Origin of the sequence: Streptomyces sp. NPDC059142, from assembly GCF_042755665.1 — a bacterium.
Lineage (GTDB): Bacteria > Actinomycetota > Actinomycetes > Streptomycetales > Streptomycetaceae > Streptomyces.
Window position 1 is genome coordinate 1 of sequence record NZ_JBHZDA010000090.1, and the last position, 13399, is coordinate 13399.

A 13399-nucleotide genomic window follows, 5' to 3' on the forward strand; every position below is an offset into this window, starting at 1 on the left:
AGTTAGGAGCAAGCACGGATGTCTGCTCCGCGTACGCCGGTGTCTGCAACAGGCCGGGGACCAGCACCGTCTGCCACTCACGGATGAACGTCGCACCGTCCTCCAGTGAGATGTGGTCGCGATACCCGTCCGACAGCTCGGGGAAGTTGAGCCACCACCCCCGATGCCCCGAGTTCTTCGCCAGCCACACCAGATGGCCGCGCTCCGCCTCGTCCGTCACCCCGTACCGGTCCAGCAGGAGCAGCACTTCCGCAGGTCTGGCGGTGGTGATCCCGTCCTCCATGCGGCTGATCTTGGACCTCGACCCGTGGATGAACTCCGCCGCCTGCGCCTGGTCGACTCCCGCGCCGAGCCTGTGCCGCTGCATCTTGCGGCCGAATCGCCTGCTGCGCACGGTCGGCTTTCCACCTGCGGGCATCTTGTTGCCTCCCTCTCCGCTCGCGCCCAAGTCTGCCGTTCCGGGGGCCGCTTGGTACGCCGTCACACGATCGAGCTAACCGTGCACCTGTGCATAAGTTTCGGGTTGTGGAAGTTGCGAAGCTCACCCTAGCCTCAACAACACGCCGCACGCATCCCACTACGCGGCGTAACTCCGACATGCGTCAGCGAGGGGTACCCCATGCCCACAACCCTTTTCGCGGAGCCGTTCCGCGACACCTTCCGCATCCCGAAGCGCAAGAAGCACGTACCGGCCGTACGGGCCCGCGTCAGGGAGACCCTGGAGAAGTGGGGGTTCGAACAGCTCGCCCCGGATGTCGAGTTGGTCGCCTCGGAACTCGTCACCAACGCCGTCCGCCACTGCCGGGTGAGCTTCGCCGAGGTCGAGGTGACCCTGCATGTCGACTGGGGCGACCTGGTGTTGGAGGTCTGCGACCCCGATCGGGACAGGCTGCCGCAGCTCCGGGAGCGCTGTTCCGAGGACGAGGAGGGCGGGCGCGGGCTGTTGCTCGTCGCCGCGCTCGCCGATGGCTGGGGGTGCCGGGAGCTCGCGTACGGGAAGTGTGTGTGGGCGCGGTTCACCCTGAACGGGCGGCCGGGGTGAGGGGGCTTCTGCGCCGTGTCTTGCGGGGTTGCCGTACAGGACCGGCGCCGGCCCTGCCCGTATCCGTACCGGCGGTGTGGCTCGATTCCGTACCCGTGCGTACCGAGACTCCCGAAATGTGGGACGCGCTGCTCACCCTCGCACGTCATCGCCGGGCCCGGCGGGCCCGGGAGGGCGGTGCTCAGCGGCGGCCCTGGGTGCTGTGACGAACGACAGGGGCGGGACCCGGACGTCAACCGGGTCCCGCCCCTGTCGGCCGAGGCGACGCGTCAACCGGGCCTGTTCTGCGCCCTGGTGGTCGCCGCCCGGAGCAGCGCCTCGTACTGGGTGTCCGTCAGTTCATGGCGGGAGTAGGCCATGACGACCTCCTCGAACGAGTCCGGGAGCGGCGGTTCCGGATCGGCCGGCGCCGGTCCGTCCGGCGGGGCCGGGTGGCGCCAGGCGAGGCGCCGGAAGCGTTCCGCGACCTGCTCCACCGTCATGTCGCCGTTGCGCAGGGCGGTCAGGAGGTCGGTGACCTCGCTCATCGAGCCGGTACGGCGTTGCCCCGGCCCGAGGCGATCAGTGCGGGCGTGGCACCGGCGGAGTCCCAGAGGGACCAGGTGTCGAAGAGGTTCTTGGTCTCCTCGAAGGCGCGGCGGTTGACGCTGCCCCACTGCGGGTCGGCGCCGGAGCGGATCAGCGCGGGGGGTACGTACCGCCCGCCGCAGCCCTCGCCGTTGCGGTACGCCTCGTGGCCCTTGCGGTGCCGCTGATCGGCGCGCTGCACGCTCATCTCCACCGGAATGTCGACGAAGAGGGCGGCGATGTCGCCGTAGCCCGCCGTGCGCATGGGGGTCAGGCGCCCCTCGACGGAGCCGCGGGAGGACATCGAGAAGTCCCAGACGATGTTCTTGCGTGCCTGGTAGGCGCGGGAGGCGACCATGTTGGCGATCACCTTGGACTCCTCCTGGACGAGGGTGCTGGCCTCCAGCGGGGTCAGGCCCCTGGCGGCGGGGATCATGCGGCGCTCGCACATGACGTCCTTGACGTCGTCGGCGCTCACGACCAGGTACCGGGAGAGGTCGACACCGGAGTAGCGGGTGAGGACGGTGGTCTTCCCGGCGCCCATCGGCCCGCCGGTGAGGATCGCCCGGCCCTCGTCCGGTACGGCCGCGCCGCGCGCGTACAGCTCGTCGGCGACCTCGCGCTGCTGGCGTACGCGGGAGGCGAACCAGTGTTCGCCGTCGCCGTCGACGGTGTAGCGCACGGCGGTCTCCTGGCCGTCGGCCAGGGCCCGGTCCAGGTTGCGCTGGACGCTCGCGACGTGCCGGTTCCACTGCGCGTCGGTCAGCGGGGTCTTCGGCGCCGCCTGGGCCGTCCGGGCGGGACCGGCGGACGGACCGGCGGCGTGGCCGGCAGCCTGACCGGCGGGCCCGGCGAACAGCAGCGCCAGCGCGGACAGCAGACCGAGCAGGGCGTACCACGGCCCGCGGGAGGAGGCGGAGGAAGCGGAGCGGGGGGGGAGGACTCTTAACACGTCGGTATCCCTGGAACGTGGTGAATGGGGGTGGATGGCGCCACACCCGTACGTATCGGCGGGAAGACGGAGCGGAACGGATCATCTTCGCCTGTCGGGCGTCGCGCCGTCCGGAATCGTCCCAGTACGCCGGGGAACGGACCGGCCCCGACACGCCTCGGCGGCCGACCGGTCCGTGCCCCGCCGCGGCCCGGTGCCGGGGCCACCGCGCCGCGAGGCCATGTTCCGCACCGCCGGGTTCTGCCCCATGATGACGTGAAGAATGACGACTTCGGCGGCGGCGACCGTCCCAAGAGGGGATTCCTGATGAGCGGGTCAAGGGAGACGGAAGCCGACGTGATCGTGGTGGGCGCGGGCCCGGCGGGCTCGTCCGCCGCGTATCACCTGGCCAGGGCGGGCGTCGACGTACTGCTGCTGGAGAAGTCCCACTTTCCCCGGGAGAAGGTGTGCGGGGACGGTCTGACCCCGCGGGCGGTGCACCAGTTGATCCGTATGGGGGTCGACATCAACGCCCCGGGGTGGATGCGCTCACGCGGTATGCGCTGGGTGGCGGGGAGCCACCGGATCCACATCGAGTGGCCCAGCCTGGGGAGTTACCCCGATTTCGGGCTCTCGCGCAGTCGGCACGACTTCGACGACATCCTGGCCCGGCACGCGGCGGCGGCCGGAGCGCGGCTGCACAACGGGGTGAAGGTGACCCATCCCGTACTGGACCGCGCCGGCCGGGTGACCGGTGTCAGCGGCGTCGCCGTACCGGCCGGACCCAAGGAGCCCGGGGAGCGCAAAGACCCCAGGGGTGCGAAGGGCGTGGAGGGCGCGGACGGGCCGACCGTCTACCGCGCGCCGATCGTCATCGCCGCCGACGGCGCCTCGGCCCGCCTCGCCCTGGCCCTCGGGCTGGAACGGGACGCGAAACGGCAGATCGCGACGGCCGCCCGTCGTTACTACCGCAGCCCGGAGCGGTCCCACGACGCGTATCTGGAGCTGTGGGCCGACCTCCGCCTGCCGGGGACCGACCGGTACCTGCCCGGATACGGCTGGATCTTCCCGATGGGCGACGGCCGGGTCAACGTGGGGCTCGGCGCGCTGCCCCACCACCGGTACGGGAAGGTCGAGTTGCGCACCGCGCTCGACGAGTGGCTGTCCCGTACCCCGTACGGGTGGGGACTGCGCGAGGAGAACGCCGAGGGCCCCGTGCGGAGCGCGGCGCTGCCCATGGGCTTCAACCGCCATCCCCTGTACGCCCGGGGGCTCCTCCTGGTCGGCGACTCGGGCGGCATGATCAGCCCCTGGAACGGCGAGGGCATCGCGCAGGCCCTGGAGGCGGGCGAGGTCGCGGCCGGGTCCGCGGCGCTCGCCCTGGCCCTCCCCCAGGGGCCGAAGCGGGAGCGGGTGCTGCTCAACTACCCCGTGGAGATGAACCGCCGCTGGGGCCGCTACTACCGCCTCGGCAACGCCGCCGCCGACCTCGTCTTCAGCCGCTCGGGCTTCCAGCCGGTCCTCAACCGCTACGTCCTGGACTCGCCGTTCCTGCTCAAGGCCCTGGCCCGGCTGCTCACCGACCTCACCGACAAGCCGTCGCGCGACACGATCGACCACCTGATCAACACGGCGATCCGCCTCGTCCCGACGCCACCCGTCCGACGTAAAACCCGGTGACCCGCGTTGACGTCACCATCTGCGCCTGAACGGCACACCCGGCGGGCGTGAGCGGGTCGGCCGGGGCGATGCCCTGCCCGGGGCTCAGATCGCGTCGGGGTCGATCGGGTCGATGCCGGTGCCCTCGTACAGCTCCGGGCGTACGGACAGCACCGTCCGGCCCGCGGGCCATTCCGCCGACTGCTTGGCCAGATGGACGGCGTGCGCGATCCGCCAGTCGGCCCCGCCGCCGACCAGCGCGCCCGCGTCGAGCCCGGCCGTCAGATCGAGGGATTCGACCTCAAGGCCGGGCAGGCTCGCCACGTGCTCCCCGACGCCCTTGCGGTCGGACTCCGCGGCGAGCAGGCACAGCGAGGGGACGTGGCCGAGCGCCCGCCCCTCGGCCGCCGCCACCACGAGCCAGGACAACTTCCGATGACCGGCGCCCAGGGCGAGCAGCGCGGTGTGATCGAGGAGGAAAGGGATCACGTAGCGGCGCCACGGTGCCGGATCGCGCGCGCCTCGATGGCGCGCAACAGCCGCTGCCCGTTCTCCTCGTCGGCCTCGGTCAGCTCGACACCCATGTGCTCACGCAGATACGCGCGAGCCTTCTCGCCGCGCTCCCTGAGTTCCGCACTGGTGAACCGCTCCGCGGCGAGCTCCTCCACCAAACTGCGGATGGTCGTGCCCTGCTCGCGGGCCAGCAGGCCCAGACGCTCCCTGGCCGCCTTGGACACCTTGATGCTCGTGTCGTCATCACTCATACCGTGGACTCTACTCACGGTAGAGCCGCCGTGCACCGCGATGGCCCGCCCCGAGCACCCGCACATATGCCCCCAATGTCACCCTGGAACACGAGGCGTCACACAGCGCGGCCCGGGCGACCCCACGGGCCGACCGCGCCGCCCGGGCTGTCGATGCCCCGGGCGGCGTCCCCCTCAGTCCTCCTCGCCCTCCAGCTCCCCCTCCGTCTCCAGGAACACCTTCCGCAGCGCGTCCAGCACCCCCGGGTCCGGCTTCTCCCACATGCCGCGCGACTCCGCCTCCAGGAGGCGTTCCGCGATGCCGTGCAGGGCCCAGGGGTTGGCCTCCTGGAGGAACTGGCGGTTCTCCGGGTCCAGGACGTACGTCTCGGTGAGCTTGTCGTACATCCAGTCCGCGACGACGCCCGTCGTCGCGTCGTACCCGAAGAGGTAGTCGACCGTCGCCGCCAGTTCGAACGCGCCCTTGTAGCCGTGGCGGCGCATCGCCTCGATCCAGCGCGGGTTGACCACGCGGGCGCGGAAGACGCGGGAGGTCTCCTCGACCAGGGTGCGGGTGCGGACGGTCTCCGGGCGGGTGGAGTCGCCGATGTACGCCTCGGGGGCCGTGCCCTTCAGGGCGCGGACGGTGGCGACCATGCCGCCGTGGTACTGGAAGTAGTCGTCCGAGTCCGCGATGTCGTGCTCGCGCGTGTCGGTGTTCTTCGCGGCCACCGCGATGCGCTTGTACGCGGTCTCCATCTCGCCGCGCGCCGGACGCCCGTCGAGTTCGCGGCCGTACGCGTAGCCGCCCCACACCGTGTAGACCTCGGCGAGGTCCGCGTCGGTGCGCCAGTCGCGGCTGTCGATGAGCTGGAGGATGCCCGCGCCGTACGTACCGGGCCGGGAGCCGAAGATACGGGTCGTGGCGCGCCGTTCGTCGCCGTGTTCCGCCAGATCGGCCTGGGCGTGGGCGCGGACGAAGTTGGACTCGGCCGGCTCGTCGAGCGCGGCGACCAGCCGTACCGCGTCGTCCAGCAGCCCGATCGCGTGCGGGAACGCGTCGCGGAAGAAGCCGCTGATGCGCAGGGTGACGTCGATACGGGGGCGGCCGAGCTCCGCCAGGGGGACCGGCTCCAGGCCCGTGACCCGGCGGGAGGCGTCGTCCCAGACGGGGCGGACACCCAGCAGCGCGAGGGCCTCCGCGATGTCGTCGCCCGAGGTGCGCATCGCGCTCGTCCCCCAGAGGGAGAGCCCCACCGAGGTCGGCCAGTCGCCGTTGTCGGTGCGGTAGCGGGTGAGGAGGGAGTCCGCGAGGGCCTGTCCGGTCTCCCAGGCGAGGCGGCTCGGTACGGCCTTCGGGTCGACGGAGTAGAAGTTGCGGCCGGTCGGCAGGACGTTGACGAGGCCGCGCAGCGGGGAGCCGGACGGGCCCGCCGGGACGAAGCCGCCGCTCAGCGCGTGCACGACGTGCTCGATCTCGTCGTCCGTGCCGGCCAGGCGCGGGACGACCTCCCGGGCCGCGAAGGTCAGGATGTCCGCCACCCCCGACGGATGGCCCGAGGCCACCGACTCCACCGCCGCCGGGTCCCACTCCGCGTCCTCCATCGCCTGGACGAGCGCGCGGGCCCGCTCCTCGGCGTCGTCGGCGGCGGTGCGGGTCGCCGCCGACTCGTCGAGGCCGAGGGCCTCGCGCAGACCGGGCAGGGAGGAGGTGCCGCCCCAGATCTGCCGGGCGCGCAGGATCGCGAGGACGAGGTTGACGCGCGCCTCGCCGACGGGGGCGCCGCCGAGGACATGGAGTCCGTCGCGGATCTGCGCGTCCTTGACCTCGCAGAGCCAGCCGTCGACGTGCAGGAGGAAGTCGTCGAACCCGTCGTCGTCAGGGCGCGCTTCGAGCCCGAGGTCGTGGTCGAGCTTGGCGGCCTGGATCAGCGTCCAGATCTGGGCGCGGATCGCGGGCAGCTTCGCCGGGTCCATGGAGGAGATCGCCGCGTACTCGTCGAGCAACTGCTCCAGGCGCGCGATGTCGCCGTACGACTCGGCGCGCGCCATCGGCGGTACGAGGTGGTCCACGAGCGTGGCGTGCACGCGCCGCTTCGCCTGGGTGCCCTCGCCCGGGTCGTTGACGAGGAACGGGTAGATCAGCGGCAGGTCGCCGAGCGCGGCGTCCGGCGCGCAGGACGCGGACATCCCGGCGTTCTTGCCGGGCAGCCACTCCAGGTTGCCGTGCTTGCCCAGGTGAATCATGGCGTCGGCGCCGAAGCCGCCGTCGTGGTCGGGCGCCTGGATCCAGCGGTACGCGGCCAGGTAGTGGTGCGAGGGCGGCAGATCGGGGTCGTGGTAGATCGCGATCGGGTTCTCGCCGAAGCCGCGCGGCGGCTGGATGAGGATCAGCAGATTGCCGCGCCGCAGGGCGGCGAGCACGATGTCGCCGTCCGGGTCGCCGCCCGCGCCGACGCGGCTGCGGTCGAGGAACATCTCGCCGGGCGGCGGCCCCCAGTGCCGCTCGACGGCTTCCCGCAGATCGGCGGGGAGCTGCGCGTACCAGCGCCGGTAGTCGGCCGCGGGTATGCGGACGGGGTTGCGGGCGAGCTGCTCCTCGGTGAGCCATTCCTGGTCGTGGCCGCCCGCGTCGATGAGCGCGCGGATCAGCTCGTCGCCGTCGCCGGACTCCAGACCGGGCACCGGCTCCGTACCGAAGTCGTAGCCGTCCACGAGAAGCCGGCGCAGCAGCGCGACGGCGCTGGCGGGGGTGTCGAGGCCGACGGCGTTGCCGATGCGGGAGTGCTTGGTGGGGTACGCGGAGAGGACCAGCGCGACACGCTTCTCGGCGTTCGTACGGAAGGACAGCGAGGCGTGGCGTACGGCGATCCCGGCGACGCGCGCGGCGCGCTCCGGGTCGGGTACGTACGCGGGCAGCCCGTCCTCGTCGATCTCCTTGAAGGAGAAGGGGACGGTGATCAGCCGGCCGTCGAACTCCGGTACGGCGACCTGCGAGGCGGCGTCGAGCGGCGTCAGCCCCTCGTCGCTCTCCTCCCAGGCGGCGCGGCTGCTGGTGAGGCAGAGGGCCTGGAGGATCGGTACGTCGAGTGCGGCGAGCGCGCCCGCGTCCCACGCCTCGTCGTCGCCGCCGGCCGACGCCTGGGCGGGCTTGGTGCCCCCGGCGGCGAGCACGGTGGTGACGATCGCGTCGGCCTCGCCGAGGGCGGCCAGCAGCTCCGCCTCGGGGGCGCGCAGCGACGAGACGAAGATCGGCAGGGGCCGGGCGCCGGCGTCCTCGACCGCCGAGCAGAGCGTCTCGACGAAGGCGGTGTTGCCGCTCATGTGGTGGGCGCGGTAGTAGAGGACCGCGACCGTGGGCGCGAGCTCCGTCACCGAATGGCCGGGGCGGCCGAAGCGGGGCGGCCTGACCTTGCGCTCCAGCCGCCCCCAGGTGGGCGCGGCGGCGGGCGGCTCGAAGCCGTGGCCGGTCAGCAGGACGGTGTCGGAGAGGAACCGCGCGAGCTGGTCCAGGTTGCCGGGCCCGCCGTGCGCGAGATAGGCGTGCGCCTCGGCGGCGATCCCGATGGGGACGGTGGACGCCTCCATGAGCTGCGCGTCGGGCGCCTGCTCACCGGTGAGGACGACGACGGGGACGTCCCGGGCGAGGAGGGCGTCGATGCCGTCCTGCCAGGCGCGCAGACCGCCGAGGAGCCGTACGACGACGAGGTCGGCGCCCTCCAGCAGTCCCGGCAGTTCGTCGAGCGCGAGCCGGGCCGGGTTGGCGAACCGGTACGGGACCGGGCCCCCCGCCGCGTTGGCGGCACGGGCGCTGAGCAGATCGGTGTCGGACGTCGACAGGAGCAGAAGCATGCGGCGTCTGGCCTTCCTCGGGGTCCGCGCCCCGGGCGGGTGTGGAGGACGGCGGGAGTTCCTGGCTCACCCGACGGCCGGAGCTGTCGGGTTCACAGTGGCGGGACCGCGCCGGGTTCGCACCGGGCTTCCTCCCCATGACGCCGTCACTGGCGTGCGGCGGGCCTGACGGCCCGCCGTCTGCATAGTAAGTGCTGAGGTCACGGGCGGGGAGGGCGCCCGGACGAGTGAGTCCGCCCGGAGGACCACGTGGGTATGCTCGCGGCCATGCCGCCCACCTCGCCAACACCCGTGAACCGGGACGAAGCCGCCGCGCGCGCTCCGGTCCGGGGCGCGCTGCGCGATGCCGTACGCGAGCCGGTGGCGCAGGCCGTGGGGGAGGTCGTACGGGTACGGGGCGACGCCTGCCCCGGCGCGCTGCGGCTGCACCTCGCCGACGACGGCCGTCTGGCCCGGCTCCGGCTGCCCGCAGGGCTGTTGACCCACCGTCAGGCGCTCGCTCTGGCGGACGCGGCGGAGCGTCTGGGCGACGGGCATCTGGACCTCACGTCCCGGGGCAACGTCCAGCTCCGGGGGCTCGGCGCGAGCTGCGGCGGTGAGCTGGCGGCGCTGCTGCACGAGGCGGACCTGCTGCCCTCGGAGCGGCACGAGCGGGTCCGGAACATCGTCGCCTCGCCGCTGGCCGGACTCGACGGACCCGGCGCGGGGGACGTGCCGTCGTGGGCCCGGCGGCTGGACGGGCTGCTGTGCGCGAGCGAGGCGGCGACAGGGCTTTCCGGGCGCTTCCTGTTCGCGCTGGACGACGGCCGGGGCGATGTCGCGGCGCTGGGCGCGGATGTGACGTTGCTCGCACGGCGGGACACCACGGCGGTGGTACGGATCGGGACGAACCACCCCCCGCACGGGGGCCGGGCGGTACGCGTCCCGGCCGCCGACGCCCCGCGCGCGGCCCTGCTGGCGGCGGAGACCTTCCTCACCGCGGCGGAGGCGAGCGGCACGGGCGCCTGGCGCGTACGGGACCTGCCCGCCGACGCGGCCCGGGGGCTGGCCGCCGCGCTGGCGGAGCGTCTGACGGCGGCCGGGATCGCGGTCCTGGCGGGGGACGGCGAGGAGCCGCGGGAGGACGCGCCGGCGCCCGCCCCGGGGCTGGTCCCCTCCCCCGACGGGACGGTCGCGCTCTGCGCGTACCCCCGGCTCGGGCGGCTGAGCGCGGCGCAGTGGCGCCTTCTGCTGTGCGGGGGCGGGGACGGCGGCCTGCGGCTGACGCCCTGGCGCGGGGTGATCGTCCCCGGTCTGGCCCCGGACGACGCCGCCGCTCTCCTCGGGCGCCTGCGCACCGCCGGCCTGGTCACCGAGCCCGGCTCCCCCTGGCTCGGTGTGGGCGCCTGCACCGGCCGGCCCGGGTGCGCCAAGGCGCTCGCGGACGTACGGGCCGACGCCGCCGCGTCCGTGACCACGGCGCCTTCCCCCGCCCCGGAAGGGGACGGAAACAACCTGCCCGTGTACTGGTCGGGATGCGCGCGGCGCTGCGGTCATCCGCAGGGCGACCGGGTGGACATGGTCGCGACCGGCGAGGGCCGCTACACCGTCTCTGTGCACACACAGGACGGCCACGGACGACCACTTGACGAAAAAAAGCAGCCGTGACGACGTGACGAGATGAGCGAGACCACAGTGTTCGACTACGAGAAGGACGGCGCGGCGATATACCGCCAGTCGTTCGCCACGATCCGCGCCGAGGCGGATCTCGCCGGGCTGCCCGCCGATGTCTCCCAGGTCGCGGTGCGGATGATCCACGCCTGCGGCATGGTCGACCTCGTGCGCGACCTGGCCTTCAGCCCCGGCGTGGTGGCCCGCGCCCGCGAGGCGCTGCGCGCGGGCGCGCCGATCCTGTGCGATGTGCAGATGGTCGCGAGCGGGGTCACGCGCAAGCGGCTGCCCGCCGGGAACGACGTGGTCTGCACCCTCTCCGACCCGGCCGTGCCCGCCCTCGCCGCCGAGCTGGGGACGACGCGCAGCGCCGCAGCCCTGGAGCTGTGGCGGGACCGGCTGGACGGCGCGGTCGTCGCCGTCGGCAACGCGCCGACCGCGCTCTTCAGGCTGCTGGAGATGGTCGAGGCGGGCGCGCCGCGCCCGGCCGCCGTCATCGGCGTCCCGGTGGGCTTCATCGGCGCCGCCGAGTCCAAGGACGCGCTGGCCGAGCACCCCTCGGCCCTGGAACACCTGGTCGTACGGGGACGGCGGGGCGGCAGCGCCCTCGCCGCCGCGGCCGTCAACGCGATCGCGAGCGAAGTGGAATGACCGAGAACACCAGCCCCACCACCGGCCGTCTGTACGGCGTCGGCCTCGGCCCCGGCGACCCGTCCCTGATGACCGTACGGGCGGTGCAGGTCATCGCCGAGGCGGATGTGATCGCGTACCACAGCGCCCGGCACGGCCGCTCCATCGCGCGCTCCATAGCCGCCGCGCATCTGCGCGCCGACCACATCGAGGAGCCGCTGGTCTACCCGGTCACCACCGGCACCACCGACCATCCGGGCGGCTACCAGGGCGCGATGGACGAGTTCTACGCGGAGTCCGCCGCCCGGCTCGCCGTCCATCTCGACGCCGGGCGCACGGTGGCGGTGCTCGCGGAGGGCGATCCGCTCTTCTACGGCTCGTACATGCACATGCACAAGCGGCTGGCCGACCGCTATCCGACCGAGGTGATCCCCGGGGTGACCTCGGTCAGCGCCGCCGCGGCCCGGCTCGGCACCCCGCTCGTCGAGGGCGAGGAGGTGCTGACGGTGCTGCCGGGCACCCTGCCCGAGGAGGAGCTGACGGCGCGGCTGGCCTCGGCGGACTCGGCGGTCGTCATGAAGCTGGGCCGGACGTTCCCCGCCGTACGGCGGTCGATCGAGCGGGCGGGGCGGCTGGCGGACGCGCGGTACGTGGAGCGCGCGACGATGAGCGGGGAGCGCACGGGCGCGCTGGCGGACACGGACCCGGAGTCGGTGCCGTACTTCTCGGTGGCGGTGCTGCCGAGCCGGGTGGGCGCGACGCCGCCCCCGGCGCCTTCGCCGGCGGCGCCCGGCTCCGGTGAGGTGGTGGTCGTGGGAACGGGCCCGGCGGGTCCGCTGTGGCTCACGCCGGAGACGCGCGGCGCGCTGGCCTCCGCCGAGGACCTGGTCGGCTACACCACCTATCTGGACCGTGTGCCGGTCCGCCCGGGGCAGCGGCGCCACGGCTCCGACAACAAGGTGGAGTCCGAGCGCGCCGAGTTCGCCCTCGACCTGGCGCGGCGGGGCCGCCGCGTGGCCGTCGTCTCGGGCGGCGATCCGGGCGTCTTCGCGATGGCCACGGCCGTCCTGGAGGTCGCGTCGGCGGACCCGTACCGGGCGATCCCCGTACGGGTGCTCCCGGGCGTGACCGCCGCCAACGCCGCCGCCGCGCGCGCCGGGGCTCCCCTCGGCCACGACTACGCCGTGCTCTCGCTCTCCGACCGTCTCAAGCCGTGGGAGGTCATCGCGGAGCGGCTGCGCGCGGCAGCGGCGGCCGACCTGGTGCTGGCGCTCTACAACCCGGGCTCGGCCAGCCGGAACTGGCAGGTCGGCAAGGCCCGCGAACTGCTGCTGGAGCACCGCGCCCCGGACACCCCGGTCGTGCTGGGCCGCGATGTGGGCGGGGCGGAGGAGAGCGTACGGATCGTACGGCTGGCGGAGCTGGACCCGGCGCAGGTGGATATGCGGACGATCCTGATCGTCGGCTCGTCGCAGACGGTGGCGGTACGGCGCGGAGCGGGCGAGGGCGGCGGCGAGGAGATCGTCTGGACGCCCCGGCGCTACCCGGAGCCTTCCGCGCACTCTCCTTCGGAAGCCTCCGCCGCGACGTGAGCCACCCACGCCACCGCGTCCTCGACGCTCTCCGCGACGGCCACGCCCCCGGGCACGGGCGGGCGGCGCACCACCACGACCGGGATCCCCGCCTCCCGGGCGGCGGTGAGCTTGGGCGCGGTGGCCGCGCCGCCGCTGTCCTTGGTGACGACGACGTCGATCCGGTGCCGGCGCAGGATCTCCCGCTCCCCGTCGAGGGTGAACGGGCCCCGGTCGAGCAGGGTCTCCGTACGGGCGGGGTACGGCGGTTCCGGGGCGTCCACGGACCGTACGAGGAACCGGTGACCGTCGAGTTCCGGGCCCGCGAAGGCGGCGAGCCCCATCCGCCCGGTGGTGAGGAAGACCCGGCGGGACCCGCCGAGCCCGCGCAGCGCCTCGGCGGCCTCCGCCAGCGAACCGGCCGTACGCCAGTCGTCGCCCGGCACGGGCGCCCAGGAGGGGCGTCGCACCGCCAGCAGGGGGACGGGGGCGGTGGCGGCGGCGCGGGCCGCGTTCGCGCTGATCGTCGCGGCGAAGGGATGGGTGGCGTCGACGAGCGCGTCCACGCGGTGCTCCCGTATCCAGCGCGCCAGTCCGTCGGCCCCGCCGAACCCGCCGACGCGCACCTCGCCCGGCGGCGGCACGGGCCGGGCCACGCGCCCGGCGAGGGACGTCGTCACACGCCACCGGGGATGGAGGAGTTCCGCGAGGCGCCGCGACTCGGTGGTCCCCCCGAGGATCAGCACATGCAAGG

The 13399-nt window shown here is 73.7% G+C and carries 12 protein-coding genes and 1 riboswitch; of the genes, 5 read left to right on the plus strand and 7 right to left on the minus strand.

What is annotated here, in order from left to right; all coding sequences use genetic code 11:
* Nucleotides 1-418, minus strand: a 418-nt coding sequence (locus ACFXPK_RS26130) for a Scr1 family TA system antitoxin-like transcriptional regulator (protein WP_385079153.1), incomplete at its 3' end; no start/stop codon positions are given.
* A gap of 201 nt (nt 419-619) precedes the next feature.
* On the opposite strand from ACFXPK_RS26130, the gene ACFXPK_RS26135 reads away from it, so the two are divergent.
* Nucleotides 620-1042 (plus strand): ATP-binding protein, encoded by a 423-nt coding sequence (locus ACFXPK_RS26135; RefSeq protein WP_385079155.1) that lies wholly within the window; start codon nt 620-622, stop codon nt 1040-1042.
* A 269-nt stretch (nt 1043-1311) separates the two neighbouring features.
* Here the strand turns inward: ACFXPK_RS26135 and ACFXPK_RS26140 are convergent, their stop codons facing one another.
* Together ACFXPK_RS26140 and ACFXPK_RS26145 are read right to left on the minus strand one after the other, a co-directional pair.
* Nucleotides 1312-1569 (minus strand): hypothetical protein, encoded by a 258-nt coding sequence (locus tag ACFXPK_RS26140; protein ID WP_385079157.1) that lies wholly within the window; start codon nt 1567-1569, stop codon nt 1312-1314.
* On the minus strand, nt 1566-2561 hold the full coding sequence (locus ACFXPK_RS26145) for a zeta toxin family protein (RefSeq protein ID WP_385079159.1): 996 nt from the start codon (nt 2559-2561) through the stop codon (nt 1566-1568). The genes ACFXPK_RS26140 and ACFXPK_RS26145 overlap by 4 nt, the downstream gene beginning before the upstream one ends.
* Before the next feature lie 306 nt (nt 2562-2867).
* Here ACFXPK_RS26145 and ACFXPK_RS26150 point away from each other — a divergent pair, with 306 nt between their 5' ends.
* Nucleotides 2868-4220 (plus strand): geranylgeranyl reductase family protein, encoded by a 1353-nt coding sequence (locus ACFXPK_RS26150; protein ID WP_385079161.1) that lies wholly within the window; start codon nt 2868-2870, stop codon nt 4218-4220.
* Nucleotides 4221-4304: 84 nt separating this feature from the next.
* Here ACFXPK_RS26150 and ACFXPK_RS26155 read toward each other — a convergent pair whose 3' ends face one another.
* From ACFXPK_RS26155 to cobN, 3 genes are all read right to left on the minus strand, one after another.
* Complete coding sequence (locus tag ACFXPK_RS26155; RefSeq protein WP_385079164.1) at nt 4305-4688, minus strand: hypothetical protein; 384 nt, start codon at nt 4686-4688, stop codon at nt 4305-4307.
* Nucleotides 4685-4963 carry a hypothetical protein gene (locus tag ACFXPK_RS26160; RefSeq protein WP_385079167.1) on the minus strand — a complete coding sequence of 93 codons (279 nt, stop codon included), beginning with the start codon at nt 4961-4963 and terminating at the stop codon, nt 4685-4687. The genes ACFXPK_RS26155 and ACFXPK_RS26160 overlap by 4 nt, the downstream gene beginning before the upstream one ends.
* 174 nt (nt 4964-5137) lie before the next feature.
* Entirely contained in the window at nt 5138-8794 is a 3657-nt protein-coding gene (gene cobN, locus ACFXPK_RS26165; RefSeq protein WP_385079170.1) for a cobaltochelatase subunit CobN, read from the minus strand.
* Between the two features lie 55 nt (nt 8795-8849).
* Nucleotides 8850-8928, minus strand: a riboswitch (cobalamin riboswitch).
* Between the two features lie 133 nt (nt 8929-9061).
* On the opposite strand from cobN, the gene cobG reads away from it, so the two are divergent.
* The 3 genes from cobG to ACFXPK_RS26180 are packed head-to-tail and all read left to right on the plus strand — an operon-like array spanning nt 9062 to nt 12666.
* Nucleotides 9062-10441: a precorrin-3B synthase gene (cobG, locus tag ACFXPK_RS26170; RefSeq protein WP_385079173.1), complete on the plus strand. Its 1380-nt coding sequence runs from the start codon at nt 9062-9064 to the stop codon at nt 10439-10441.
* A gap of 12 nt (nt 10442-10453) precedes the next feature.
* On the plus strand, nt 10454-11095 hold the full coding sequence (locus tag ACFXPK_RS26175; RefSeq protein WP_384996756.1) for a precorrin-8X methylmutase: 642 nt from the start codon (nt 10454-10456) through the stop codon (nt 11093-11095).
* A complete protein-coding gene (locus ACFXPK_RS26180) occupies nt 11092-12666 on the plus strand; it encodes a precorrin-2 C(20)-methyltransferase (protein ID WP_384996758.1) in 1575 nt (524 codons plus the stop codon). Before ACFXPK_RS26175 ends, ACFXPK_RS26180 begins: the two co-directional genes overlap by 4 nt.
* On the opposite strand, the gene ACFXPK_RS26185 is transcribed toward ACFXPK_RS26180, so the two are convergent.
* Nucleotides 12615-13397 carry a cobalt-precorrin-6A reductase gene (locus ACFXPK_RS26185; RefSeq protein ID WP_385079204.1) on the minus strand — a complete coding sequence of 261 codons (783 nt, stop codon included), beginning with the start codon at nt 13395-13397 and terminating at the stop codon, nt 12615-12617. The genes ACFXPK_RS26180 and ACFXPK_RS26185 overlap by 52 nt on opposite strands.
* Between the last annotated feature and the right edge of the window lie 2 nt (nt 13398-13399).